The 24,816-nt window shown below is 63.5% G+C and carries 23 protein-coding genes; 9 read left to right on the top strand and 14 right to left on the bottom strand.

Going from position 1 to position 24,816, the window contains the following annotated elements; all coding sequences use genetic code 11:
- Window positions 1-27 precede the first annotated feature (27 nt).
- The 3 genes from katG to ahpC form a co-directional block, all read right to left on the bottom strand.
- Window positions 28-2,244, bottom strand: a complete 2,217-nt coding sequence (gene katG / locus K3146_RS12670) for a catalase/peroxidase HPI (protein ID WP_221546673.1) — start codon at window positions 2,242-2,244, stop codon at window positions 28-30.
- Between the two features lie 202 nt (window positions 2,245-2,446).
- Window positions 2,447-4,036 (bottom strand): alkyl hydroperoxide reductase subunit F, encoded by a 1,590-nt coding sequence (gene ahpF / locus K3146_RS12675; RefSeq protein ID WP_221546674.1) that lies wholly within the window; start codon window positions 4,034-4,036, stop codon window positions 2,447-2,449.
- Between the two features lie 172 nt (window positions 4,037-4,208).
- A complete protein-coding gene (gene ahpC / locus K3146_RS12680) occupies window positions 4,209-4,775 on the bottom strand; it encodes an alkyl hydroperoxide reductase subunit C (protein ID WP_221546675.1) in 567 nt (188 codons plus the stop codon).
- A gap of 296 nt (window positions 4,776-5,071) precedes the next feature.
- Between ahpC and K3146_RS12685 the strand changes: the two genes are divergently transcribed.
- Window positions 5,072-5,542: a hypothetical protein gene (locus K3146_RS12685; RefSeq protein WP_221546676.1), complete on the top strand. Its 471-nt coding sequence runs from the start codon at window positions 5,072-5,074 to the stop codon at window positions 5,540-5,542.
- Window positions 5,543-5,632: 90 nt separating this feature from the next.
- Here K3146_RS12685 and aroC read toward each other — a convergent pair whose 3' ends face one another.
- Complete coding sequence (gene aroC, locus K3146_RS12690; RefSeq protein ID WP_221546677.1) at window positions 5,633-6,700, bottom strand: chorismate synthase; 1,068 nt, start codon at window positions 6,698-6,700, stop codon at window positions 5,633-5,635.
- 268 nt (window positions 6,701-6,968) lie between these two features.
- Here aroC and ruvA point away from each other — a divergent pair, with 268 nt between their 5' ends.
- From ruvA to K3146_RS12705, 3 genes are read left to right on the top strand one after another with little or no spacing between them, the layout of a single operon-like run.
- Window positions 6,969-7,574: a Holliday junction branch migration protein RuvA gene (gene ruvA, locus K3146_RS12695; protein WP_221546678.1), complete on the top strand. Its 606-nt coding sequence runs from the start codon at window positions 6,969-6,971 to the stop codon at window positions 7,572-7,574.
- Window positions 7,571-8,011: a DoxX family protein gene (locus tag K3146_RS12700; protein ID WP_221546679.1), complete on the top strand. Its 441-nt coding sequence runs from the start codon at window positions 7,571-7,573 to the stop codon at window positions 8,009-8,011. Before ruvA ends, K3146_RS12700 begins: the two co-directional genes overlap by 4 nt.
- A gap of 5 nt (window positions 8,012-8,016) precedes the next feature.
- Window positions 8,017-8,565, top strand: a complete 549-nt coding sequence (locus K3146_RS12705; RefSeq protein WP_247711278.1) for a DsrE family protein — start codon at window positions 8,017-8,019, stop codon at window positions 8,563-8,565.
- Window positions 8,566-8,608: 43 nt separating this feature from the next.
- Here the strand turns inward: K3146_RS12705 and K3146_RS12710 are convergent, their stop codons facing one another.
- Window positions 8,609-8,983 carry a GIY-YIG nuclease family protein gene (locus K3146_RS12710; RefSeq protein WP_247711279.1) on the bottom strand — a complete coding sequence of 125 codons (375 nt, stop codon included), beginning with the start codon at window positions 8,981-8,983 and terminating at the stop codon, window positions 8,609-8,611.
- 17 nt (window positions 8,984-9,000) lie between these two features.
- On the opposite strand from K3146_RS12710, the gene ruvB reads away from it, so the two are divergent.
- Window positions 9,001-10,032 carry a Holliday junction branch migration DNA helicase RuvB gene (gene ruvB / locus K3146_RS12715; RefSeq protein ID WP_221546680.1) on the top strand — a complete coding sequence of 344 codons (1,032 nt, stop codon included), beginning with the start codon at window positions 9,001-9,003 and terminating at the stop codon, window positions 10,030-10,032.
- A gap of 90 nt (window positions 10,033-10,122) precedes the next feature.
- Window positions 10,123-10,950 (top strand): hypothetical protein, encoded by an 828-nt coding sequence (locus K3146_RS12720; protein ID WP_221546681.1) that lies wholly within the window; start codon window positions 10,123-10,125, stop codon window positions 10,948-10,950.
- A gap of 13 nt (window positions 10,951-10,963) precedes the next feature.
- On the opposite strand, the gene K3146_RS12725 is transcribed toward K3146_RS12720, so the two are convergent.
- Both K3146_RS12725 and acnA read right to left on the bottom strand, forming a co-directional pair.
- Window positions 10,964-11,674: a prolyl hydroxylase family protein gene (locus K3146_RS12725; RefSeq protein WP_221546682.1), complete on the bottom strand. Its 711-nt coding sequence runs from the start codon at window positions 11,672-11,674 to the stop codon at window positions 10,964-10,966.
- Between the two features lie 18 nt (window positions 11,675-11,692).
- Window positions 11,693-14,368: an aconitate hydratase AcnA gene (gene acnA / locus K3146_RS12730; protein ID WP_221546683.1), complete on the bottom strand. Its 2,676-nt coding sequence runs from the start codon at window positions 14,366-14,368 to the stop codon at window positions 11,693-11,695.
- A gap of 230 nt (window positions 14,369-14,598) precedes the next feature.
- On the opposite strand from acnA, the gene K3146_RS12735 reads away from it, so the two are divergent.
- On the top strand, window positions 14,599-14,766 hold the full coding sequence (locus tag K3146_RS12735; RefSeq protein ID WP_221546684.1) for a hypothetical protein: 168 nt from the start codon (window positions 14,599-14,601) through the stop codon (window positions 14,764-14,766).
- Here K3146_RS12735 and K3146_RS12740 read toward each other — a convergent pair.
- Window positions 14,763-15,650, bottom strand: coding sequence for a DMT family transporter (locus K3146_RS12740; protein WP_221546685.1), 888 nt, complete (start codon window positions 15,648-15,650; stop codon window positions 14,763-14,765). The two genes, K3146_RS12735 and K3146_RS12740, sit on opposite strands and share 4 nt — an antisense overlap.
- A gap of 146 nt (window positions 15,651-15,796) precedes the next feature.
- Here K3146_RS12740 and K3146_RS12745 point away from each other — a divergent pair, with 146 nt between their 5' ends.
- Window positions 15,797-17,200, top strand: coding sequence for a L,D-transpeptidase family protein (locus K3146_RS12745; protein ID WP_221546686.1), 1,404 nt, complete (start codon window positions 15,797-15,799; stop codon window positions 17,198-17,200).
- Window positions 17,201-17,218: 18 nt separating this feature from the next.
- Here K3146_RS12745 and K3146_RS12750 read toward each other — a convergent pair whose 3' ends face one another.
- From K3146_RS12750 to ispG, 5 genes are read right to left on the bottom strand one after another with little or no spacing between them, the layout of a single operon-like run.
- Window positions 17,219-17,926 carry a murein L,D-transpeptidase catalytic domain-containing protein gene (locus tag K3146_RS12750; RefSeq protein WP_221546687.1) on the bottom strand — a complete coding sequence of 236 codons (708 nt, stop codon included), beginning with the start codon at window positions 17,924-17,926 and terminating at the stop codon, window positions 17,219-17,221.
- Window positions 17,927-17,930: 4 nt separating this feature from the next.
- On the bottom strand, window positions 17,931-18,842 hold the full coding sequence (locus K3146_RS12755; RefSeq protein WP_221546688.1) for a histone deacetylase family protein: 912 nt from the start codon (window positions 18,840-18,842) through the stop codon (window positions 17,931-17,933).
- Window positions 18,843-18,876: 34 nt separating this feature from the next.
- Window positions 18,877-20,295 carry an NAD(P)/FAD-dependent oxidoreductase gene (locus K3146_RS12760; protein WP_221546689.1) on the bottom strand — a complete coding sequence of 473 codons (1,419 nt, stop codon included), beginning with the start codon at window positions 20,293-20,295 and terminating at the stop codon, window positions 18,877-18,879.
- Between the two features lie 18 nt (window positions 20,296-20,313).
- Window positions 20,314-20,805: a thioredoxin family protein gene (locus tag K3146_RS12765; RefSeq protein WP_221546690.1), complete on the bottom strand. Its 492-nt coding sequence runs from the start codon at window positions 20,803-20,805 to the stop codon at window positions 20,314-20,316.
- Window positions 20,802-21,941 (bottom strand): flavodoxin-dependent (E)-4-hydroxy-3-methylbut-2-enyl-diphosphate synthase, encoded by a 1,140-nt coding sequence (gene ispG / locus K3146_RS12770; protein WP_221546692.1) that lies wholly within the window; start codon window positions 21,939-21,941, stop codon window positions 20,802-20,804. Before ispG ends, K3146_RS12765 begins: the two co-directional genes overlap by 4 nt.
- 70 nt (window positions 21,942-22,011) lie before the next feature.
- Between ispG and K3146_RS12775 the strand changes: the two genes are divergently transcribed.
- A complete protein-coding gene (locus K3146_RS12775) occupies window positions 22,012-23,013 on the top strand; it encodes a zinc transporter ZntB (RefSeq protein WP_221546694.1) in 1,002 nt (333 codons plus the stop codon).
- A 3-nt stretch (window positions 23,014-23,016) separates the two neighbouring features.
- On the opposite strand, the gene K3146_RS12780 is transcribed toward K3146_RS12775, so the two are convergent.
- Window positions 23,017-24,798, bottom strand: a complete 1,782-nt coding sequence (locus K3146_RS12780) for a DUF885 domain-containing protein (protein WP_247711280.1) — start codon at window positions 24,796-24,798, stop codon at window positions 23,017-23,019.
- Between the last annotated feature and the right edge of the window lie 18 nt (window positions 24,799-24,816).

The following is a 24,816-nucleotide window of genomic DNA, read 5'->3' on the forward strand; positions in this document are numbered from 1 at the left end:
CTTGCGACCCTAGGGGGCCTGGACTCCCTAGCCGTGATACTTTGCGTAGGTCAGGTCGAAGCGGTCCGCGTCCATGACCTTGGTCCAGGCCTTGACGAAGTCGCGCACGAACTTCTCTTCATTGCCGTTCTCGGCATAGACTTCGGCAACTGCACGCAGGCGTGAGTTGGAGCCGAAGACGAGGTCGGTGCGCGTCGCGCGCCACAGTTCCTTGCCGGTCTTGCGGCAGGTACCGACGAACTCCTCGTCGCCGCTCTCGTCGACAACTTCCCAGATCACGCCCATGCCGAGCAGGTTCCTGAAGAAGCTGTTGTCGAGCTTGCCCGGGGTCTCGGTAAGCACGCCCATCTTGTGTCCGTGGGTGGTGTGCTTGGTCACTGCGCCCATGGCGCGCAGCCCGCCGACCAGTGCTGTCATCTCGGGGATGGAGAGGCCGAGCAGATGCGCCCGGTCGATCAGCATGTCCTCGGTCTTCACCGAAGCCTTGGTCTTAAGGTAGTTGCGGAACCCGTCGGCGAAGGGCTCCAGCGGCTCGAAGCTCTCGGCGTCGAACTGATCGCGGGTGGCATCGCCGCGGCCTGTGGTGACAGGCACGGAAATGTCGAATCCGGCATCCTTCGCTGCCTTCTCGACCGCTGCCGATCCGGCGATGACGATCGCGTCGGCCATGGAGATCGATCCGCGAAGCCCGTCGAGCGTGTCGAGGACCTTGCCGAGTTCTTCGGGGTCGTTGACCTTCCAGTTCCTGATCTCGTCGAAGCGGATATGCGCGCCATTGGCGCCGCCGCGATGGTCCGAATTGCGATAGGTCGAGGCAGAGGCCCAGGCCGCCTTGACGAGCGCCGCGACAGAGAGACCGCTGTCGAGCACCTTCGACTTGAAGGCGGAGACATCGCTATCCGAAGCCTGCGTCCCAGTGGGCACGGGGTCCTGCCAGATCAGGTCTTCGCTCGGCACTTCGGGGCCGAGGTAACGGACCTTGGGGCCCATGTCGCGGTGGCACAGCTTGAACCATGCGCGGGCGAAGGCATCGTCGAGCGCCGCCTGATCGTCGCGGAAACGTTCGGAAATCTTGCGATATTCCGGGTCGCGCTTCAGCGCCATGTCGGCGGTGGTCATCATGGTAGGGACCTTCTTGGACGGGTCGCGCGCATCGGGCGCCATGTCCTCGGGGTCCGGATTGACCGGCTGCCACTGGTTCGCGCCGGCGGGCGACTGGACCAGCTCGTAGTCATACTTGAACAGCAGGCGGAAATAGTCGCCGCCCCACTGCGTCGGGTTCGGGGTCCATGCGCCTTCGATGCCGGAGGTGGTGATGTGGCCCTTGCCGATCTCGTCCGCGTCAGTGAGCCAGCCGAAGCCCATGCGGTGCAGGGTTTCACCTTCGGGAGCAGAGCCGAATGTGTCCGATGGCTTGGCGCCATGAGCCTTGCCAAAAGCGTGGCCGCCCGCGGTCAGCGCGACGGTTTCCTCGTCGTTCATCGCCATGCGGGCGAAGGTCTCGCGCATGTCGCGCGCCATGCCTTCCGCGTCGTGCGGATTGCCGCCCGGGCCTTCGGGATTGACGTAGATGAGACCCATCTGGATCGCGGCGAGCGGATTCTCGAGCGCGCGGCCCTCGTCGGGATGAATGCGGGTTTCCGCGCCCGTATCGACCCACTTTTCTTCGGTGCCCCAATAGACGGTTTCGGGGTCGAACACGTCCTTGCGGCCGCCGCCGAAGCCGAAGACCGGGCCGCCCATCGATTCAATGGCGACATTGCCGGTGAGGATGAAGAGGTCGGCCCAGCTGATGTGCTTGCCGTATTTCTGCTTGATCGGCCACAGCAGGCGGCGCGCCTTGTCGAGATTGCCGTTATCGGGCCAGCTATTGAGCGGGGCAAAACGCTGCTGGCCGCTGCCGCCGCCACCACGCCCGTCACCGGTGCGATAGGTGCCTGCCGCGTGCCAGGCCATGCGGATGAAGAAGGGACCGTAATGGCCATAGTCTGCCGGCCACCATTCCTGGCTGTCCGTCATCAGGTCGGTGAGGTCCTGCTTCAGCGCTTTGTAATCGAGCGCATTGAAGGCTTCGCAATAGTCGAAATCCTCATCCATCGGATCGGCCGCGCGACCGCCTTCGGTCAGGATTTCGAGGTCGAGCTGGTCGGGCCACCAGTCGCGATTGCGGCGTCCGAACAGATCGCGCGTTCCGCTATCTCCGTGGAAGGGGCAACCGCTGATATCTCCGGTCTTGGCGTCCATTTCTGTGCTCTCCTATCAAAAAAGACTCGGTCTCCCGTCCGAGATTGAGAGCACATTGGACCGTGCGCTGTGATGCGTCCAATCGATTAAACGGTTCAAATTGATTGGCTGAGGCGATTTTAAGGCGGGCTGTGGTCCACATAGGTAAAGCGCCGCCATCCTTATGGAATGACGGCGCTTTCCGAAATGATCTGGGTCAAATTCAGGCGGCCTGCGCGATATCCTCGCCAGGCTCGGTGCGGATGAGATAGTCGAATGCCGACAGGCCCGCTTTCGAGCCTTCGCCCATCGCAACGACGATCTGCTTGTAGGGCACTTCGGTCACGTCGCCCGCGCCGAAAATCCCAGGCAGGTTCGTGCGTCCTTCTTCGTCGGTGACGATTTCGCCGAACCTGGAGAGTTCGAGGCCGCAGTCCTGAAGCCACTCGGTATTGGGAACGAGGCCGATCTGGACGAAGACGCCCTCCAGATTGATCCGGCGCTCTTCCCCGCTCTTGCGATCCTTGAGCACCAGCCCGTCGACCTTGCCGTCCTTTCCGGTGATCTCGGTCGTCTGGCCGCCGGTGACGATCTCGACATTGGCCAGGCTGCGAAGCTTCTTCTGAAGCACCTCGTCGGCGCGCAGCTTGTCGTCATATTCGATCAGTGTGACATGGCCGACGATCTTGGCGAGGTCGATCGCGGCCTCGACGCCGGAGTTGCCGCCGCCGATCACCGCGATGCGCTTGCCCTTGAACAGCGGACCGTCGCAGTGCGGGCAATAGGCCACGCCCTTGTTGCGGTGTTCGGCTTCGCCGGGAACCCCGAGATTGCGCCAGCGCGCGCCAGTCGCGAGGATGATGCTGCGCGCCTTCAGTGAAGCGCCATTGCCAAGCTCGACAGTGTGCAGCCCGCCTTCGTCCTTGGAAGGAACGAGTTTCACGGCCTTGGCGAGGTTCATCAGGTCGATGTCGTATTCGCCGACATGGCGCTCGAGTTCGCCAGCCAGCTTCGGGCCTTCGGTATAGGACGTGCCAGGCAGGTTCTCGATCCCGAGCGTGTCGTGCAGCTGCCCGCCGAAGCGCTCTGCCGCGATGCCGGTGCGAAAGCCCTTACGCGCGGTGTAGATTGCCGAGGCGGCGCCAGCGGGGCCGCCGCCGACGATCAGCACTTCGAAAGGCTCCTTGGCAGCCAGCTTTTCGGCAGCCTTGGCGTCGGCGCCTGTGTCGATCTTGGCGAGGATCTCGGCCAGCTCCATCTTGCCGTTGTAAAAGGGCTCGCCATTGAGGAAGGTGGCGGGCACGGCCATGACTTCGCGTGCATCGACCTCGTCCTGATAGGTGCCGCCCTCGATCAGCGTCGCAGTGATACGCGAGTTTTCCAGCGCCATCAGCGTCAGCGCCTGCACCACGTCGGGGCAGTTGTGGCAGCTGAGCGAGAAATACATCTCGAAGTTGAAATCGCCTTCGAGGCCGCGGACCTGTTCGAGAAGGTCGGCATCGACCTTGGGCGGATGGCCGCCAGCCCACAGCAGGGCGAGGACCAGCGAAGTGAACTCGTGCCCCATCGGCAGGCCCGCGAAGCGGACCCACTTCTCCGCATCGTTCGCACGGCGGATCACGAAGCTCGGCTTGCGATCGTCCGTTCCGTCGAAACTCGCGCTCACGAGGTCGTGAAGCGCGGCGATCTCTTCTAGCAGCTCGCGCGTCTGGCGCGATTTTGCGTCATCGCCGAGCGAGGCGACCAGTTCGACCGGCTCGCGCAGATTGGCGAGAAAGGTCTTCAGCTGCTGGATAAGGTTCGCATCGAGCATGGGCGGACTCCCGGCGTCGTTTGCCGTTGGATTTCAGAATTCTGGAGAATGAAAAGGCCCGGGGCGGGGGGGGAGAAAATTGCCCCGGGCCTTCCAGCGACCCGAGATGAGAGGACTCGGGTTTTTGAGGTGGGCGCCACTAGGGATGCCCACCTGAACTTATGCTGTCGGCTTAGATCTTGCCGACAAGGTCGAGCGACGGTGCAAGAGTCTCGCTGCCTTCTTCCCAGGCGGCCGGGCAGACCTGACCGGGGTTGTTGCGCACGTACTGGGCGGCGCGGATCTTGCGGACCAGTTCATTGGCATTGCGGCCGACGCCTTCGCAGGTCTGCTCGACCAGCTGGATCACGCCGTCCGGATCGACGACAAAGGTCGCGCGGTCGGCAAGGCCAACGCCTTCACGCAGCACATCGAAGTTGCGTGCAAGGACGTGGTTCTGGTCGCCGAGGAACGGGAAGTTCAGCTTGCCGATCTTCTCCGACGTGTCGTGCCAAGCCTTGTGGCTGAAGTGCGTGTCGGTCGAAACGCCATAGACTTCGACGTCGAGCTTCTGGAGCATCTCGTAGTGTTCGCCGAGGTCTTCGAGTTCGGTCGGGCAGACGAATGTGAAGTCGGCCGGATAGAAGAAGAAGACGGCCCACTTGCCCTTCACGTCTTCGTCGGTGACGTCGAAAAAGTCCTTGCCGGCCTGGAAGGCGGTGGCGGTGAACGGCTTGATGGTGCTTCCGATGATACCCATGGTTTTCTCCGTTATTCGGGTTTGAAACTGATTGGTGCCAGATAGGCGCTGCTGCGATGCACAAAAGCGATTTTGTGCGATTGCGAACATCGGAATTTTCAATCAATAGCGTGGAACTTTCGAAAAGCTGCCGGAAGCGGCACTCTGCCGTTCCGGCTTCTCCGACGGGGCGGCCAGAATCCGCAGAATTTCGCGGTTTCAGGGTATTATGCTACCCACACTTTCGCGGGTTGCTTGCCGGATCGGCGAGTCGGAGCATACCGCCCGCACTGCCGATCCCAAGTGGGAGTGGTATCATGAAAAAATGGCTTGCTGGAACAGCGATTTGCGCAGCTGCGCTGATCGGAGGCAGCGCGGTAGCGCAAAGCTTCACCTATGACATCGTGTGGGAGCCGGTCGAGTCGATTGGAGGCATGACAGGACCCGGCGGACCGCAATATGGCGGCGGGGTAGTCAGCGGCAAATACACGACGACATTCGAGGATGGGACCGTCCTGGACGGAGATGTCCGCTGCGTTGGGATGGGACAGCCGGATGGTGGGATCTTCAGGATCCACCTCACCTGTTCGTTCTCCGATGGCGAGGCATCGGGCACGTCGGTTTATGGCTGCAACTTCCTCGGCGAGCCCGGCCCGGATACGCCGCTGGGCTGCGTCGGAGGGATCGAAGGGAGGACCGGAGACTTCGCGGGACGCCGCGGTTCGCTGACGATGGAATGGTACACCGACGAAAACGCGCGTGGTACCGGCCAGTGGTACGGTCAGTAGGAAGTCTCTGAATACGAACGGCCCGGTTGTGCCGGGCGCCAAGGAGAAAGCCCCGCGGATGCCGCGGGGCTTTTTCGTTTGCAGGCTACATTATCCGCACTGCGCCCGGTGCAGCATCATGTGATCCGCCAGCACCAGCGCCATCATCGCTTCGACTACGGGCGTGCCGCGGATGCCGACGCAGGGGTCGTGGCGCCCCTTGGTGCGAACTTCGGTAGCCTTGCCCTCTCGGTCGACGCTGGCGACCGGCGTCAGGATCGAGCTGGTCGGCTTGAAGGCCACGCGGCAGACCACCGGCTGGCCGGTCGAGATGCCGCCCGCGATGCCACCTGCGTGGTTGGCGGCAAACTCGGGGCCGTTTTCGCCGGGTGACATGGCATCGGCGTTTTGTTCGCCCGTCAGGCGCGCGGCGTCGAAACCGTCGCCGATTTCCACGCCCTTCACCGCATTGATGCTCATCATTCCGGCAGCGAGATCGCCGTCTAGCTTGGCATAGACCGGTGCGCCCCATCCGGCGGGGACGCCTTCGGCCACGCATTCGACGACCGCACCGAGCGACGAGCCTGCCTTGCGAGCTTCGTCGACCAGTGCCTCCCAGCGCTTGGCCGCCTCGGCATCGGGACACCAGAAGGGATTGCGGGCGATTTCCTCGCGGTCGAAATTGGCGGGATCGATGCGGTCGCCGCCGATTTCGGCGACATAGGCGAGGATGCTGACATCGCCGATAATCTTGCGCGCCACCGCGCCCGCCGCCACACGCATCGCCGTTTCCCGCGCGCTCGAACGCCCGCCGCCCCGATAATCGCGAAAGCCGTATTTGGCGTCATAGGCATAGTCCGCATGGCCGGGCCGATAGGTGTTCGCGATTTCCGAATAGTCCTTAGACCGCTGGTCCTTGTTCTCGATCAGTAGGCTGAGCGAGGTGCCGGTCGTCTTGCCTTCGAACACGCCTGACAGGATGCGGACCTCGTCCGGTTCCTTGCGCTGGGTGGTGAACTTGTTCTGCCCGGGCTTACGAGCATCGAGAAACGGCTGGATGTCGGCTTCGCTTAGCGCGATTCCCGGGGGACACCCATCGAGGACCGCGCCGATGGCAGGGCCATGGCTTTCGCCCCAGGTGGTAAACCGCAGCATGCGTCCGAATGTGTTCCAGCTCATGCCTGTGTCTTAGCGCATCGCGTGTCGCTGTCGAGCAGAGCGACGAGCAAGAATTTCCTACGGCGCATGAAGACGGCATGCTGGGGCAATGACCAGACGCCCGTTTTCCCCTCCAGCGATTCCTTCTCCAGGACCGTGTTCCATGTGTTCCAGCCTGACGGGGCGGCCGGGGTGGTTCACAACTTCGTTCCAACACTGGCCAAGCGCGCGGTGTTGGGGCAGGAACAAAAGGCGCTCATGCAGCGGAGCGTAGCGCGGAAAGAGACCTATGATTGCGAAGCTGAAGGGCCTGCTCGACGAAACCGGTTCGGATTGGGCGGTGATCGACGTCTCGGGCGTCGGCTATCTCGTCCATTGCTCTGCACGGACACTCAGCCAGCTGGGCGAGAAAGGCGAGGCCTGCACCGTGTACACCGATTTGCAGGTGAGCGAGAACGATATGCGGCTGCTCGGTTTCGCCGAAGCTGCCGAGCGCGACTGGTTCCGCCTGCTAACGCAGGTGCAGGGCGTGGGGAGCAAGGTGGGCCTTGCGATCCTCTCGGCGCTGTCGACCGGAGAGGTGCAGCAGGCGTGTTCGCAGGGCGATGCTGCGACGATCGCTCGCGCGCAGGGCGTGGGGCCGAAGCTGGCCGGACGCATCGTCAATGAACTTAAGGACAAGGCGGGTGCGCTTCCCGGCGGCGGCGCGGCTGGGGCGGCAGTCGCCGTGACCCCCGCGGGCGGCGCAAGCGCCGATGCGGTCAGCGCACTCGAGAACCTCGGTTTCAAGCCTGCCGTGGCGGCTCGCGCCGTGGCGGCGGCACAGGGCGAACTGGGCGAAGGTGCGAGCGAGGGCGACCTCATCCGCGTCGCCCTGAAGAGGGCGGCGGGATGAAGCTCGGCGCGCTCCTCCAGCCCGATGTGCCCGCGAGCCTCGCGGACTGGACCTATGCGGGCCTGCGCGTGCTGACGGGCGCCTTCCTCGTCTACGGGACCTGGGACAACATAACGAGCCAGGAGCGGATGCTGGAATTCGTCCAGTTCATGTCCGCCTTCGGGTTCCCGCGCCCAGACCTGCTCGCGCCGTTCTCCGTCTGGGTCCAGTTCATCTGCGGGGGCCTGCTAGTTCTCGGGCTTCTGACGCGATGGGCAGGGTTGCTGGTCTGCATCAACTTCGTGGTCGCGGTGGTGATGGTGCATTGGTCCGAGGATTTTCGCGGGTGGTGGCCGGCCATCATACTGGTGTTTCTGGGCGCCCATTTCTTTGTGGTCGGCTCGGGTCGTTTCGGGCTCGACCGGCTGGCATGGCGAAGGGAAAGCCACGGGGAGTAATGATGATGACACTCAGGATAGCCTTGATGAGCGTGGCGGCTGCACTTCTGGCCAGCGCTGCCACCGCGCAGGACATGAGCGCGTTCGAGACCGGCCCGGTGTTCGAGGGCTTTGGCCCCCACGCGGCGATCACAGGTGTCGAGACATTCGCGCCCGACACCGAATTGTCTCATAGCTTCGATGTCGCAGACCCCGCCAAGGACGGTGCGCGCAATCGCGGGTTCGAAAGCGCGGCGCGGTTCATTAACATGCATGTCGCAAACGGCGTGGCGGAAGAGAACATCCACACTGCCGTCGTGGTGCATGGCAAGGCGGTGCTTGACCTGCTCTCGGCCAAGGGTTGGGAAGCGCATGAGCGCGAGAGCGAGAACGGCAGCGCCGCAATGGTCCGCGCCATGCTCGACCACGGCGTGCGCTTCATAGTCTGCGGCCAGAGCGCCACCGCGCAGGGTGTCAGCGCCGACCAGTTGATTGAAGGCGTCGAGATCGACCTCTCCGCCATGACCGCCCACGCCAAGCTCCAGCAGCGCGGCTACACGGTGAACCCGTTTTGAGGGCGCGAACTCTCCATCCCGTCATCCTGAACTCGTTTCAGGATCAATCTTTCCGCCTGGACGGAGCGAGCGGCTCGAATCCCAGCCCCACCCCCATGTCATCCCAGTGCGGATTGGCCTGCTCGATCAGGTTGATCTTCCATTGACGATGCCAGTTCTTCAGCTGCTTCTCGCGCAGGATGGCCTGTTCCATGTCTCCGAACGTCTCGTAGCGGACAAGGCGATGGACCTGGTACCTAGTCACAAAGCCACCCGTAACCCCTTCGCGATGCTGCCAAAGGCGCTTCGCCAGGTCGGACGTAACTCCGATGTAGAGCGTCCCGCGGGGTTGGCTCGCAAGGATGTAGACGCAGGGTTGGCGCTCGATCAGCATGCGCCGGTGATTGCCGCGAGATGGATGCTGAAACAAGTTCAGCATGACGGTATGGGTGTCGAGTGACCGAACCCGTCCCTCTCCACTCGCCTGACCGCCAGCCGGAAGACCCCGATGCGGCGCTGCGGCCCAAATCGCTCGCCGAGTTCGTCGGGCAGAAGGCGGCGCGCGAAAATTTGCGCGTGTTTATCGAGGCGGCCAAGAACCGCGGTGAGGCGATGGACCATGTCTTGTTCTTCGGCCCTCCGGGCCTCGGCAAGACCACGCTGGCGCAGATCGTCTCGAAAGAACTGGGCGTCGGTTTCCGCGCCACCTCCGGCCCCGTGATCGCCAAGGCGGGCGACCTTGCCGCGCTGCTCACCAATCTCGAGCCTAATGACGTTCTCTTCATCGACGAGATCCACCGGCTCAATCCGGTGGTCGAGGAAGTGCTTTATCCTGCAATGGAAGACCGTGCGCTCGACATCATCATCGGCGAAGGGCCGTCTGCGCGCAGCGTGCGGATCGATTTGCCGCCCTTCACGCTGGTCGGTGCCACGACGAGGCAGGGATTGCTGACCACGCCCCTGCGCGACCGGTTCGGCATTCCGGTGCGGCTCAACTTCTACACCGAGGACGAGTTGCTCAAGGTCGTCACCCGCGGGGCGGGGCTGCTCGGCATGGGCATCGACGAGGGCGGCGCGCGCGAGATCGCCCGCCGTTCGCGCGGCACTCCGCGTGTCGCAGGCCGGTTGATGCGCCGCGTGCGCGATTTCGCCAGCGTGCTCGGTGAGGCTGTTGTGACCACCACGGTCGCGGACGAAGCGCTGACCCGGCTGGAAGTGGACAGCCTCGGCCTCGATGCGATGGACCGCCGCTATCTCACCATGATCGCCACCACCTACAAGGGTGGCCCCGTGGGCGTGGAAACGCTCGCAGCAGGCCTCTCCGAACCGCGCGACACGGTGGAGGAGGTGATCGAGCCTTACCTGATCCAGCTTGGCCTGATCGCCCGCACGGCGCGCGGGCGCATGCTCAACGACGGGGGGTGGCAGCACCTCGGGATGCGCCCGCCGCAGACGCCACAGGGCGGGTTGTTCGAGGACGGCAAATAGGCAGACCGAAAGTCGATTTGCCAATCCGGGCGGATCGTGAGAGATTGAAAGACAGGACTACCGGGTCGCATCCTGCGGGGGAGGATGCAGATGCCTTACAAATACGGACATTTCTGGGTCGGCTTTGTCGTGCTGGTGACGGTGGCTGGGTTCTGGCCGAGTTATTTCCTGCTTTTCGCCACTCCCATACCCTTCGCTTTTCATGTCCATGCTTTCACATCGATGGCCTGGTTGCTCTTCCTCATCGCGCAGAGCCTCACGATCCACAATCGGCAGAACGCCTGGCACAAGGTGATGGGGCGCGCGAGCTTCGTGCTTTTTCCGCTGCTGATCGTCGGGTTCGTGTCGATCATCAACCTGTCGGCGAGCCGCTATGCTGCCGAAGAGAACCCCTTCATCATGCAGTTGGGCCCCTCTTTCGGGATCGGGATGACCACAGCGATCGCGGCCTATCTCTACCTATTCTATCAGGCACTCAGGCACCGGCGGAACGTGAAACTGCACGCCGGATATATGCTCGCGACGCCTGCGATCCTGTTTGAATCGCCATTCAGCCGTGCGATCGACCTCTATTTCCCCTGGATGGATTTCTTGAACAGCGAGGGGCCGCGCGATGTGCTCGACGTGATCGTGATAAGCGACGGACTTGTCCTGCTCTTTGCAGCTGCGCTCTACCTGCGCGACAAGAAGCATGGGGCGCCCTGGCTGGCCGTGATGTTCTTTGTGGCGGCGCAGATGCTGCTGATGTGGACTGCGGAATACATCCCGGGCATGAGCGCGGCCTTCGCTCTCTACGCTCAGATCCCGCCCGCCCTGGCCCTCGCTCTGGGTGCGCTTGCTGGCGCGGCCGCGGCATGGTTCGGCTGGCAGCATGGCATGCGTCCGCAGGGTAGGCAGGCGGCTGCTCAAGCCGCCTGACCGGGAGCGGCGCTCAACGCGGGCTGCGCGTCCAGTCTTCCATTCGGTACCACTGGGTGATGACGTATTTCTGCCCCGCTTCCACCGGCAGGCCCGCGTGCCGGGTCTTGCGGTTGGAGCGGCCGTTGCGGTCCATATTGTTCCAGGCGATCAGCAGCCCCGGCTCGGGCTGGACTTGCAGGTCGAGCTCGGAAAAGTCGGTCGCCCCGCCAACCTCGACCGAATTGAGATAAACCATCGCCGACCAGGTCCGCTGTCCGCCACGACGGCGCTCGGTTTGCCAATGGTCTCTCTCGAGCCGGAAGAAGTCGCAGTGGTGGCGGTATTCCTGACCGACATCGTAGCGCTGGCCCTGTACCGTCTCCGCCTGTCTCCGTTCGAGGCCAAGCACCGCGTCGAGCTTGGCACCCAGAGCGGCCACTTCGGGTTCGCCTGCATTGAAGAAGTGCGTCTGGCTGGTGCGCGCGCCTGTACCGGTCTTGTCGCTGAACAGCGGAGAAGGGCGCAAATTGCTCTCAATCAGATCGATCAGCCGCGTGCATTCGGCTGGTCGCAAGAAGCCCGGCATCAGGAACAGCTCTGCCTTGTCGCCGCCGCGTTCCTCTACTCCGGGAGTGGCGCGCAGCTTTGCAGCGACTTCGTCACCAATAGCGGCGAGGCGCGCTGGATCGGCCTTCTCGTCGACAGGCTGGGGGCGGAGGCGGCGGCGCAACCAGTCGAGCATCGCCGCCTCTTTCCCGGATTACGCCGCAGCGAGCTTGCGCAGGACGTAGTGGAGGATGCCGCCGTTGCGGTAATACTCCATTTCGTTCGCGGTATCGATGCGGCAGAGCGCGGTGAAGCTGAAAGTCTCGCCGTTTTCACGCGTGACTTCGACTTCAATGTCCTGGCCCGGCGTCAGGTCGGCAAGGCCCTTGATCGTGAAGCTGTCGCTGGCGGTCAGGCCCAGGCTCTGGCGGGTGTCGCCATCCTTGAACTGGACCGGCAGCACGCCCATTCCGACGAGGTTCGAGCGGTGAATACGCTCGAAGCTTTCGACGATCACGGTGCGCACGCCAAGAAGGATCGTGCCCTTGGCCGCCCAGTCGCGGCTCGAACCCGTACCGTATTCCTTGCCTGCGATGACGACCAGCGGCGTGCCGTCGGCCTTGTGCTTCATCGCCGCGTCGTAGATCGGCATCTGTTCGCCATTGTAGACGGTTTCGCCGCCTTCGACGCCCGGGACCATCTCGTTCTTGATGCGTATATTGGCGAAGGTGCCGCGCATCATGACTTCGTGGTTGCCGCGGCGCGAACCGTAGGAGTTGAAGTCCTGCCTCGAGACCTGGTGGCTCTTCAAATATTCACCGGCCGGGCTGTCTTCCTTGATCGAGCCGGCGGGCGAAATGTGGTCCGTCGTGGTCGAATCGCCGAGGATGGCGAGCGGCTTTGCGCCCTCGATATCGGTCAGCGGCGCCGGCTCCATGCCCATGCCCTCGAAATAGGGCGGGCTGGCGACATAGGTGCTGGTCGGATTCCAGCGATAGGTATCCGAGGCCTCGACCTTGATTGCCTGCCAGTGCTCGTCGCCCTTGTAGACGTCGGCGTAGCGGGTGGTGAACATCTCGCGGTCGATGTTGGCGGCGCGGTGCTCGCGCACTTCTTCATTGCTCGGCCAGACATCGGCCAGCATCACGTTGTTGCCGTCCTGGTCCTGGCCCAGCGGCGTTTCAGTAATGTCGGTCGTGACCGTGCCGAGGATTGAATAGGCGACCACGAGCGGCGGCGAGGCGAGGAAGTTGGCGCGCACATCGGGCGACACGCGGCCTTCGAAGTTGCGGTTACCCGACAGGACCGAGGCGGCGACGATGTCGTTGCCGTTGATGGCCTTGCTGATCGGCGGGGCAAGCGGGCCCGAGTTGCCGATGCAGGTGGTGCAGCCATAGCCGACGAGGTCGAAGCCCATGGCGTCGAGATCGTCCTGCAGGCCCGACTTTTCGAGATAGTCGGTGACGACCTGCGATCCCGGTGCGAGGCTGGTCTTCACCCACGGCTTGGGCTGCAAGCCCTTCTCGCGCGCCTTCTTGGCGACTAGACCGGCGGCGATCAGCACGTCGGGATTCGAAGTGTTGGTGCAGCTGGTAATGGCAGCGATGACCACGTCGCCATCACCGATATCATGGTCCTTGCCATCGACATCGACGCGGACCGGTGCGTCCTTCTTGTAGAGCGACTTGAGGTCGGAGTTGAACAGCTCGTCCACCTCGGGAAGCGCAACGCGGTCCTGCGGGCGCTTCGGGCCGGCAAGGCTGGGCACGACCTTCGAGATGTCGAGCTCGAGGGTCTTGGTAAAGACCGGCTCGTTCTCGGGCGTGAACCACATGCCCTGTTCTTTCGAATAGGCTTCGACCAGCGCGATGGTGTCATCGTCGCGGCCGGTGAGGCGCATGTATTCAAGCGTCTTGTCGTCGATGCCGAAGAAACCGCAGGTCGCGCCGTATTCGGGGGCCATGTTGGCGATCGTCGCACGGTCGGCGAGCGTGAGGTTGGCAACGCCTTCGCCGTAGAACTCGACGAAGCGGCCAACCACACCGACTTCGCGCAGCATCTGCACGCAGGTTAGCACGAGGTCGGTGGCGGTGACGCCTTCGGCCATCGCACCGGTCAGCTTGAAGCCGACGACTTCGGGGATCAGCATCGATACCGGCTGGCCGAGCATGGCGGCTTCAGCTTCGATCCCGCCGACACCCCAGCCCAGCACGCCAAGGCCGTTGATCATCGTGGTGTGGCTGTCGGTGCCGACGCAGGTGTCGGGATAGGCGACCAGCTTGCCGTCTTCACCTTCGGAAGACCACACGCCCTTGCCGAGGTATTCGAGGTTCACCTGGTGGCAGATGCCGGTGCCCGGAGGCACGGCGGTGAAGTTCTTGAAGCTCTTCGAACCCCACTTGAGGAAGTCGTAACGCTCCGCATTGCGGGCGTATTCGAGTTCGACGTTCTTCTCGAACGCCTTGGGGTGGCCGAATTCGTCGACCATGACCGAGTGGTCGATCACGAGGTTCACCGGAACCTGCGGGTTGATCTTGGCCGTATCGCCGCCGAGCTTCGAGATTGCATCGCGCATGGCGGCAAGGTCGACTACGCAGGGCACGCCGGTGAAGTCCTGCAGCAGCACGCGCGCCGGGCGGTACTGGATTTCCTTGCCGGTGGCCGGGTTCTTCTGCCAGTCGGCAATCGCCTGCACATCATCGGTCGAGACGGTGAAGCCGCCGTCTTCGAAGCGCAGCATGTTTTCCAGCAGGACCTTCAGACTGAAGGGAAGCTTGGACACGTCGCCGATTTTCGCTTCGGCTTTCTTGAACGAGTAATAGGCGTAATCCTTGCCGTTCACGGTAAGGGTAGAGCGTGTTCCGAGCGTGTCCTGGCCGACCTGGGTCATGCGGGCTTTCGTCCTTTCTGTCTGGAGCCGTCACTTGGCCAATGGGCAAGGCGGCGGAATGTGCCGCGCACCTGCGCCGAACGGGCCCAAAAATCAAGGCCTACCGCCTTGGACAAAGGTCTCATCGGGAACCCGGGCCCGGCTTCAGCGGTTATTAAGGCAAAATCTGGGCATATGCGCAGCACGGCCACAAACTACCGATAGCGCGCGGCCCACATGAGGAGTTGATTATGAGTGCCCTGCTGGACGCGACCGACAAGTCGCGCCGTACCCTCCGTGTCGCCGTTATTGCCGCTGCGCTGGGCGTGGCGGGATGTTTTACGGCCGCTTTCTCATTCGCCGGCGAAACTGCCCAGGCCGAAGAAACCGCTCCCGCAATTGCGAGTGTCCAGCGCTAGAGCGCGCTTTGCTCGGGTCGCTTCCGGCGTGTTGCGATCCAGCACCCTACCACGATGAGCGCCGCACCGGCGACCGTGGCAATGCTCACCCCCTCTCCAAAATAGAGCCAGCCGAAGAGCGAGGCCCAGAGGAAGCCGGTATATTCGATCGGTACAAGCTTCTGCGCTTCGGCCCGTGCATAGCCCCAAGTCAGGAACAGCGCGGCTCCAACGGCAAGCATCGCGCCTGCGCCCAGTTCCAGCCAGACTACTCCGCTTGGCCAGACCAGCAGGAACGGTGCGCCTGCCAGCAGCGTGAGGCATGCGATCCCGTTCTGGAACGTGCTGACCTCGGTCGGGCTGGCTACGAGTGCCTGTTGCCGCTGGAGGACGAGGTTCCACGCATAGAGAAGTGCCGAAAGCCCGACCAGCGCCAGACCGATGCCCGCCTCGTGAGTGAGCGCCTCGCGGCCGATACGCCCCGCCACGATGATGATTACACCGCCGAGCCCGAGGAAAGAGGCGATGATGGCTCGAGGCTTGATTTTCTCGCCAAGAAGCAATGCGGCGAGGAACAGGGCGACCAGCGGTGCGATGAAACTGATTGCGATCGCTTCGGCGAGGGGCAGGCGGACCAGCGCGGCGAAGAAAGTCCAGCCCATGAAGGCGACGACCACGCCCCGGATGAGGTGGATACGCAGCACCGAGCGCTTGGGCATTTGCCCACCGCCCAGCTTCCAGATCGGGGCAATGAGGGCGAAACCCATCGCGCAGCGCAGCAGGTAGGCGCTGTATGCGCCAATCGCGATGCTGGCGCTCTTCATCACCGCATCCATGGCCGAGAACAGCGCGATGCCGACCATCGTTGCCAGGATCGGTCTGAAGGAATGGTCGCCCGCGCTCATGGCTGCGGGCATAGGCGGCTGGAGCGGGCGCGTCACCTCGGTTCAGCGGTGGGTAAGCCGGATTGTTCGAAAACGCGTGTCGATTGTATAGGAATATCGCCGCATTCCGGGGTAAGGGCCCGGAACGGCGTCATTGGTGGGCCTCGATGAAGAAACTGCACATTACAACCGCTACTGCAATTTCGGCGCTGCTCTTCGCAGCTTCGGCAGGCGCACAGGATGCGCCCGAGAATATCCTGCCGGAGTCCGCAAGCGAGGCCTCACCTGCTCCTGCGCAGCCCGCGAAGGGCCAGTCGGTGGCCGAAGCCTTCGGCGACATCCAGATGCAGTCGGGCGAGGTGGTGCAGGAAGTGCCTTCGCTTGAGGGCGAATGGACGATCGCGCAGGCGGAACTGCTGCTCGCCTTCATTCCGGAGATGGCAGCAGAGGGCCTGAACCCCTCCGATTACCGCGCCGACGAACTGGCCGCCGCGATCTCCGCAGGCGAAGGAGAAGCGCTCAATACGCTCGCCAGCGAGATCTTCGTCTGGCTGGTCGAGGACCTCCGCGATGGCCGCACGCCGATGGATTCGCGCCGCCAGTGGTTCGTGGTCGATCCCGATGCCGACCGCATGCCGACGTGGAAACTGCTCGAGGGTGCGCTGTCGAGTGGTGATATCTCCGGCACGCTCACCGCGCTCCATCCGGTCCACCCTGATTACGCTGCGCTGAAGGCCGAGCTTGCGACGGCGACCGATCCGGCGCGCATCAAGCTGATCCGCGCGAATATGGACCGCTGGCGCTGGCTGCCGAAGGATCTCGGCAAGCAGTATCTCGTCACCAACGTCCCCGAATACATGCTCCGCCTGACGGTGCGTGGCCGGATTATCGACACCTATCGCGTAGTGGTCGGGAAGCCCGGTCGCACGGCGACACCGCAGCTGGCTGAAATGGTCGAGGCGGTGATCTACAACCCGACCTGGACGGTGCCTCAATCGATCGTGGTCGGTGAAGGGCTCGGCAACAAGGTGCTCAACAACCCGCAATGGGCAGCCTCACAGGGCTACAAGGCGACCAAGGGCGCCGGCGGCTGGATCGGTGTCGTGCAGCAGCCCGGGCCGACCAACTCGCTCGGACTGATGAAGCTCGACATGCCCAACGAGCATGCGATCTTCCTCCACGACACGCCGAGCCGCCACCTGTTCAACAATGCCATGCGCGCCCTGAGCCACGGCTGCATCCGCGTCGAAGGGGCACGCGAGCTCGCCATGACAATGTCGATGCTGGGCAATGCCCAGACCAAGTCGGATATCCCGGCAATCCAGGAAGAGGTGAGCGAGATCACCCTGAGCGGCGAATACACCCGCTACGAGATGAAGAAGCAGTGGCCGGTCTACATCACCTACTTCACGATGGCATCCGACGTGGACGGCAAGATGACCACCTTCAAGGACATCTACGACCGCGACAAGCCGGTGCTCGCAGCGCTCGACGCCCCCCGCGTCTCCGACCGAGCCCGCGAAACCAGCGAGGAAGCCGTCGAGATCATCGACGACATGCAGACCAGCTGACGGTTACGTGAGCGCGATCTAGAATACGCCCGGATTGGTCCGCTCGAACGTCCCGCCGTTGGGATTGAGCAGCAATTCGGTCTGCGCGATCGGCGGACGTTCCCGGCGGCCGTCTTCGGTCAGGCCAAGGCTCTCCGAATAAAGCAGGCGTCCCCCGCTGAGATGTAGCAGGACCTTACCGAACTGCTCGGGGCCCAGCACGAAGCATCCGTTGGAGCGGCCAAGCTTGCCCCAGCGCTCGATATGTTCGGGCCGGGCATAGTCTGCCTTGTGCATCACGATGGCGCGCGGCATCGCGAGGTCGTTGGTCGGATCGAGCCCGTCGAGCCGGATCGACGTGCCATAGCGGCCGGTATACCAGCTCCGGGTCAGGAAGGCGCCGCGGCAGGTCGCCTCGCTACCCTCGATATTCGAATAGCGCTTGAGCCAGCCATCGTGTTCGCTGTCCGAACCCGTGCCGTGGGTCACGTGGAAGCTCTCGACCCTCTGGTTGTCGAGATCCACGAAATGGAACCGCTTGGCCGAGGAATGGAGGCCGAAATCGGCGATCCCGACGATATCCTTCTTCCAGATGACGTCACCTGTGCGGGCGAGCTGCTCGCGCGCGATGGCGAAGAGCTGCGCATCGCGGCCGGCCGTTGGATTGACCTGCGCGAAAACGCGGCCCGCCAGCGTCGTGGCGGCACCGGCAGCCAGAGTGCCCTTCAGAAGATCGCGGCGCTTCATGATCCTATCCTATAGCATCCACATGGCTATCGAAAGCTGAACGGTCGAAATTCGCATTGGTTCGCGCGCATGTGAGCATCGAGCGGGCATGCCGTGCGCCGATTGCGGCGGGGTCGCTGCCGTAGCCACCGCCGAGTGCGCTTGCGACCGGAATTCCGCGCTTGCGAACCTGCCCGATCACGAATGCATCGCGGCGATCGAGACCGTGGTCGGTGAGTGCGAGCCGGCCGAGGCGGTCTTCACCATGGGCATCGACGCCCGCCTGATAGAGCACGAGATCAGGAGCGAAGGAATCGAGCAAGGCCGGCAGGTGCCGGTCGAGCGCTTCCAGATAGCCATCATCATCCACCCCATCCGCCAGCGGCACGTCGAGGCTCGAGCGGGCTTTGCGGACGGGGAAATTCTTTTCGGCGTGGAGCGAGAGGGTGAAGATGTCGTCGCGCCCGGCAGTCAGGCTGGCAGTCCCGTCACCCTGATGGACGTCGAGATCGACGATCAACACGCGGCTTGCATCGCGCTCCGCGATCAAGCGGTTGGCCGCCACGGCAAGATCGTTGAACACGCAGTAGCCTGCGCCCGTGTCAAAGAGAGCGTGGTGGCTCCCGGCAGCCGAGTTCGCGGCATAGCCATGTTGCATGGCAAGTTGCGCTGCGAGCCAGGTGCCGCCGTTGGTGTGCTGGACGCGCTGGGAGATATGCGGCGTGACCGGGAAGCCGATACGCCGCTCTTTTTCACGCGGGACGCTCGCCGTGAAGACCTGCTCGACATAATCGGGACAATGCACCGCCTCCAGCCAGCGGCGTGGCATGGGTGGGGGCGCGTGCTCGGTCAGCGGGTAGGCACTCTCACGCAAAGCGACCATCACGGTCTGGTATTTGTCGAAGCGGAACGTCCCCCTTGTGGGGGCGGGCGCCATATAGTCTGCGTGATGGACGACGTGGAGAATGGCGTTACCCGCGCTTTGCCTCGGCCTGCGCCACGAGTTTCTGCAGGTTCGGGATCGCTGCCATGGTCGCTGCGGGCATCGCGGCTGCGATGGCCAGCCGCTCCGGCGCATTTTCCTTGAGCCAGCGCACGGTCGGCGCGCCCGGATCGAGCCGCGATTGCGACAGGAATGCAGCGACCTTCGGATTGCTCGCCCAGAGGAAGCGGTTCATCCCCGTTCCCAGCAGAGTACCTGCGTAGCCATCGATATCGTCGACGAAGCTGACCGGCTTGCACAGCGCGTTCTTTTCCTCGTCGGTGTCGAAATTGGCTTCGACGAAGGCAGTCACGGCAGCATTGAGGGTGACGAGCGGGACATGCAGCAATTGCAGCCTGATCGTGCCGTTCTCCCATTGCGGAGAAACCGGCTTGGGCGTGACGGCGGAGGCGGTGCAGTCGATGAAGAGCGTGTTTCCGGGCACGGCCTCTTCGCCTTCGACAAAGATCATCCTGCCCGGTTCGATCCGCTCGACGCGTCCCTTGCGCACGACATTCGTGATTGTCCGCAGCCGATCGACTTCGCCTTGCGAGATCGTCGCATAGTGGAACATCTCCGGCTCCACATCGCGGTCGATCCGCAGCATGGCCCCGTCGTTTTCCAGCTGGTGGAAGAGGCCGGACACGGTTTCGGCATTTGCCGCGGCCTTCATCAGATTGATCTGGCCGCTGACGGTGCTCTCGAAGAACTGTTCGCCCGGTTGGGTGATCTTCCGGTTGATCAACCAACTTTCACGTGGCTTCACCCAGGTGATGCGATCCGGCGCGATCCCCGCTTCCAGAAGCCACACGCCGGCATCCATCGCAGTCTTGCCCGCGCCGAGGATGACGAAGTGCTCCGGAATACTCTCCGGGTTCCGCCATAGCTCGGGCAGCTTGCCCGGAACCTCGACCCGCACTCCATCCGCCACTTCGAACTTGCGCGTGTGAGTGGTGGGGACCGACGTGGCGAAATAGGTCGTATCGACCAGCTTTCGCTTCACTGAAACCTCTGTCTCTTCCCCCGACAGCACGTTGCGAAAGCGATTGTCGCCGACATACTCGCAATTCGGAAAATAGCGGACGCGCCCGGTCGGCAGCAGGTGGTCGCGCATGACCGATTGGAAATAGGCGACCACTTCTGGTCCGCTTGCCTGCTCGAAGAAGCCCTTGTTAGGACCGCTCTCATCGATCCGGTCGGTGCCGAGTGGCACACCCTCGACGCCGTAAAGCGCGCTCGGCTGGTGCAGCGCGACAAAGGAATAGGCATCGTTCCAGTGTCCGCCCGGCGAAGAATGCTTGTCAACCATGACCACATCGCAGTCCGGGTCTTGTGCCAGCAGCGTGTCGACAAAGGACAGGGCGGTCGCACCTGCGCCAATGACCAGATAGTCGGTTTCGAGGGTCATCGGCGTGTCTCCCGTGGATCAGCTGGCGAGGCGAACCAGCTCGTCGTAGATTTCGTCCTCGCTGCGGCTGGCGGCATTGCGCCAGCTGGTCGCAGTATCGGCGTTCAACAGCGTCCCGAAAGGCGTCAGTACCAGAAGGTTTGGCGTTCCGGGAAGCTCTTCGAGACCTAAGCGTTGCGCAATATCGAGATTATGTCCGTCGCCCGTCTGCGGCATGCCGACATTGACGAAGACCAGCTCGTATTCGGCCTCGACCAGCTGCTGGAAACGCGGCGTTTCGAGCCAGCCGGCCAGCGCGCGGCTATCGTGACACCAGTTTGCGCCCATGATCAGGAGGACGTGCTTGCCGCTGGACATGGCCCGCCCGAGCGCCGCGTCGACATCGGCCGAGGCATCGCGCGAGGCGTCGAACGACCGCGCTTCGGGATGGTCGGCGACAGGCGCGTCGGAAACTGTGGCGCATCCGGCAAGGGCTAGCGACGCGGCGAGCGCGAACAGGACTGGCTTCATTCTGCCGCCTCGGCATGCGGATCGAAGGCCACCGCATCACCTGCCTCGATGGCAGCGGCCTTTTCCTCGACCAGCTTCACGATGTGATCGAGCATGTCCTCACTCTCGATATGGTGATCCTTGACGCCCGAGAGATAGACCATGTGCTTGCCGCTGCCGCCACCGGTCAGGCCGATATCGGTCTCGCGGGCTTCGCCGGGGCCATTGACCACGCAGCCGAGCACCGAAAGGCTCATCGGGGTTTTTATGTGTTCGAGCCGCTTTTCGAGCGTTTCGACCGTCCGTATCACGTCGAAGCCCTGGCGCGAGCAGCTGGGGCAGGAAACCACCCGCACGCCGCGCGTCCTGAGGCCGAGTGCCTTGAGCATCTCGAAGCCGACCTTCACCTCCTGCTCGGGCTCTGCCGACAGCGAGACGCGGATCGTGTCGCCGATGCCGGCCCACAGCAGGCTGCCGATGCCGATGGAGCTCTTCACCGTGCCGCCGATCAACCCGCCTGCCTCGGTAATGCCGAGGTGCAGCGGGCAGTCCACCGCCTCTGCCAACCCGTGATAGGCGGCGACGGCGAGGAACACGTCGCTGGCTTTCACCGCGACCTTGTATTCGTGGAAATCGTGGTCCTGCAGCAGCTTGATATGGTCGAGCGCGCTTTCGATCAGCGCTTCGGGGCAGGGCTCGCCGTACTTTTCGAGAAGGTCTTTTTCGAGGCTGCCGGCGTTGACGCCAATGCGGATCGCACAGCCGTTGGCCTTGGCGGCGCGGACGACTTCGGCGACGCGGTCGGACGATCCGATATTGCCGGGGTTGATGCGCAGGCAGGCCGCGCCCTTGTCGGCGGCTTCGAGCGCGCGCTTGTAGTGGAAGTGGATGTCCGCAACGATCGGGACATTGGCCGCGCGCGTGATCTTGTCGAACTGTGCCGTCGATTCCTCGGTCGGGCAGGACACGCGGATGATGTCCGCACCCACATCCTCGCAGCGGCGGATCTGGTCGATCGTCGCGCCCACGTCCTCTGTCGGCGTGTTGGTCATGGTCTGGACCGTGATCGGCGCATCGCCCCCGACTGGGACATTGCCGACCATGATCTGGCGGGACTGGCGGCGCTCGATGGTGCGCCAGGGACGGATCGAAGACATGGCGCGCGATATAGTGGGCTAAAGATGAAGGGGCAATGACAGGCGTCCCGGTTTGCGGCATGCAGCGCAGATGGCCGAGCCGACCGACGATACCGAGACCGAATCCCCGCTCCTTTTCGGGCGGGTCCTCGACGGGCAAGGCGGCGCGCGGCCGATCGGCTGGGAAGAAGCGCAGGGTTGGCGGCCGGCCGATCCGGGCGAGGTCCTGTGGCTGCATCTGTGTCGTAGCCGACCGGGCGTGCAAGCATGGCTCGAAAGTGAACTCCACGTCCCCGAGCCGACCGCCGAGCTGCTGACCAGCGACCAGAACCGTCCGCGCGCCTTTGCCGAGGGCGAGACGCTGGTGGGCACGCTGCGCGGCATCAATTTCAATCCGGGCGCGGAGCCCGAGGACATGATCTCGATGCAGCTGTGGTGCGACGGACGCCGCCTCATCACCTTGCGCCGCCATCCGCTGCAGACTCCGCGTGAGGTAGTGGCCCTGCTCGACCGCGTGAATGGTCCGCCCGATGCCGGGGCCACGATAACGCTGCTTGCAGAGCTGATGATTGCGCGGATGAGCCAGTCGATCATCGACATGAACTACGTGCTCGACGAACTCGAGCATGCCGACCCGGAGGACAAGGCCGACGAGATGCTGCGACGCATCTCCACCATCCGCCGCAACTGTCTCGGCCTCAAGCGGCACATGGCGCCGCAGCACGAGGCGCTCGAGCAGATCAGCCGCGATGCGCCCTATTGGTTCGAGGAACACGACCGTCGCGAGATCGCCGAAAGCATCGCGCGCCTGCGCCGCTATCTCGACGATATCGATATCAGCAAGGAAAGCGCGCTGGTGCTGCAGGACGAACTGCGCGCCCGCAGCCTCGCATCGAGCGAGCACGCGACCTACATGCTCACCATCGTGGCGGGCATCTTTCTGCCGCTGGGCTTCCTCACCGGCCTGCTCGGCATCAATGTGGGCGGCGTGCCCGGCATGGACGACCCCGACGCCTTCTGGGCCGTGGTCGCCCTGTGCCTGTTCCTGTTCGTCGCGCTGATCGTGGTGTTCAGGCGACTTCGCTGGCTCTAGCCGTCAGCTTTCGCTGCGCTGCGAGGGGATGAACTCCTCGCGCACGGCCTTGGCGATCAGTTCGAGCGGGATGATGCCCTGGCTCAGCAGGAAGTCGTTGAACGCCTTCTCGCTGAAATCGTCACCCAGCGCGACTTCTGCCTCGATGCGCAGGTCCACCAGCTTGCGATAGCCGTAGTAATAGGCGCCCGCCTGGCCGGGAAGGTTGAACTGGTAGCGATCGAGTTCCTGCTTCGCCATCGGCTTGGAAAGAAGCACGTCTTCCAACAGGACCTTCTCGGCTTCTTCGCGGCTGATCATGCCGAGATTGAGCATCGGGTCGAGGAAAGCACGTGCAGCGCGCAGCAGGCGGAACTGCTGGGCCACAAACTGGCCCTCGATCGGCTCGTGCGGGAGCATTTCGGCCTCGGCATAGAGCGCCCAGCCTTCGACGTTCACGCTGTTGAAGGCGTAAAGGAGGCGCGCGAGGCTGACGCCTTGCTCGACCAGCGCGGCGAACTGCATCTCATGGCCCGGGCGGGCCTCGTGCGCACTCAGCGTCCAGCTGGCGGCGGCGTGGTTGAAGTCGTCGTAGACCTCGCCTTCGCCCGCGCTCGGATTGCCGACCGTGAGCACGAAAGTGCCCTGTTCGCCCGTGTTACCGATAAGACGGGGCGGGCGCATGTGCGGCGCCGGTTGCGCAGCGCTTTCCGCTTCCGAGGCGAGCCGCATGGACAGCTCGTATTCGGGGATCGATACGATCTCGAGCTCGCGCGCCTTTTCTTCGAGCTGGGCATTCACTCCGCGGTAGTACGCCTCGATCTCGTCGTTCGGGATGGTCTGCGCCTTCAGAGCGCGCATCACGCCCTGGTAGCTGGTATCCTCCCAGCCGTTCTTCGCCGCGATCTGCGGAGCGAGCGCCTCCATCTGCGCGCGGATTTCATAGAAACCGCGCCGCGCTTCCTTCATTGTTTCGCGCGGGTCGGCATCGATCCCCCAGGCCTTGAGGCTGAAAGCGTAGAGATCTTCGGGCAGGCGCGGATCGTCGCGCGAGACCGGGAGGATGACCTCTTCTGTCCAGTTCCTGTAGTCGGCGAACTGCGCGTCCATCGCGTCGAGCGCCTCGTCCGCTCCCTCAATCCCGTATTTGTCGAACAGCTGGCGGATGCCCGCGGCGTAGGTCTCGATCTTGGGGAGGGATTCGCGGACTTCGACCACATAGGGTCCCATCTTGCCTTCGCCCCGGCTCGCCTCGAAGCGGTGCTTGGCGAGTTCGGTCATCGGCTCGGTATCGGGCCAAGTGCCGGTGAAGCGTTGCAGGAGTTCGAGCGCTTTGGGGCGTCGGTGCTCGGCGGTCTGGTCGGAGAGGAGGATGCCGATCGACTGGAAGAGGTTCTGCGGAACCTCAGTGAACTCGAGCGAATACTTCCGGTTCAGCTCGATCCCGAGAATGCTCTGGTCGAGCGAATCGATGAGGATCTGGAGGTCCTGCTGGACGTAGGGATTCGTTTCGCTCTCCATGGCCGCTGCGAATTCCGCCCGCAGCGCACGAGCGCCCGCGAGGTATCGATCGTCACGATCGAGCGCCATGTCGGAAACGAGCCCGTCATACTGCTCGTAGCCCGAAGCCGAGGCATTGATCGGAAAGAAACCGGCCTGGAAGGTGGCTAGCTTCTGCGTGTAGGTGTTGCTCGTCTCGACCCAGCCGGGGCTCGACGGAGCCTCGGCATCCTGCGCCAAAACAGGGGTAGCGGGCAGGGCGCTGGCTGCGGCGAGCGCAATGGCAGCTGCGAAAGTCTTCATCATGGAATCTCCCTCTATGGA

The organism is Qipengyuania vesicularis, assembly GCF_019711415.1.
Taxonomy (GTDB): Bacteria; Pseudomonadota; Alphaproteobacteria; order Sphingomonadales; family Sphingomonadaceae; genus Qipengyuania; species Qipengyuania vesicularis.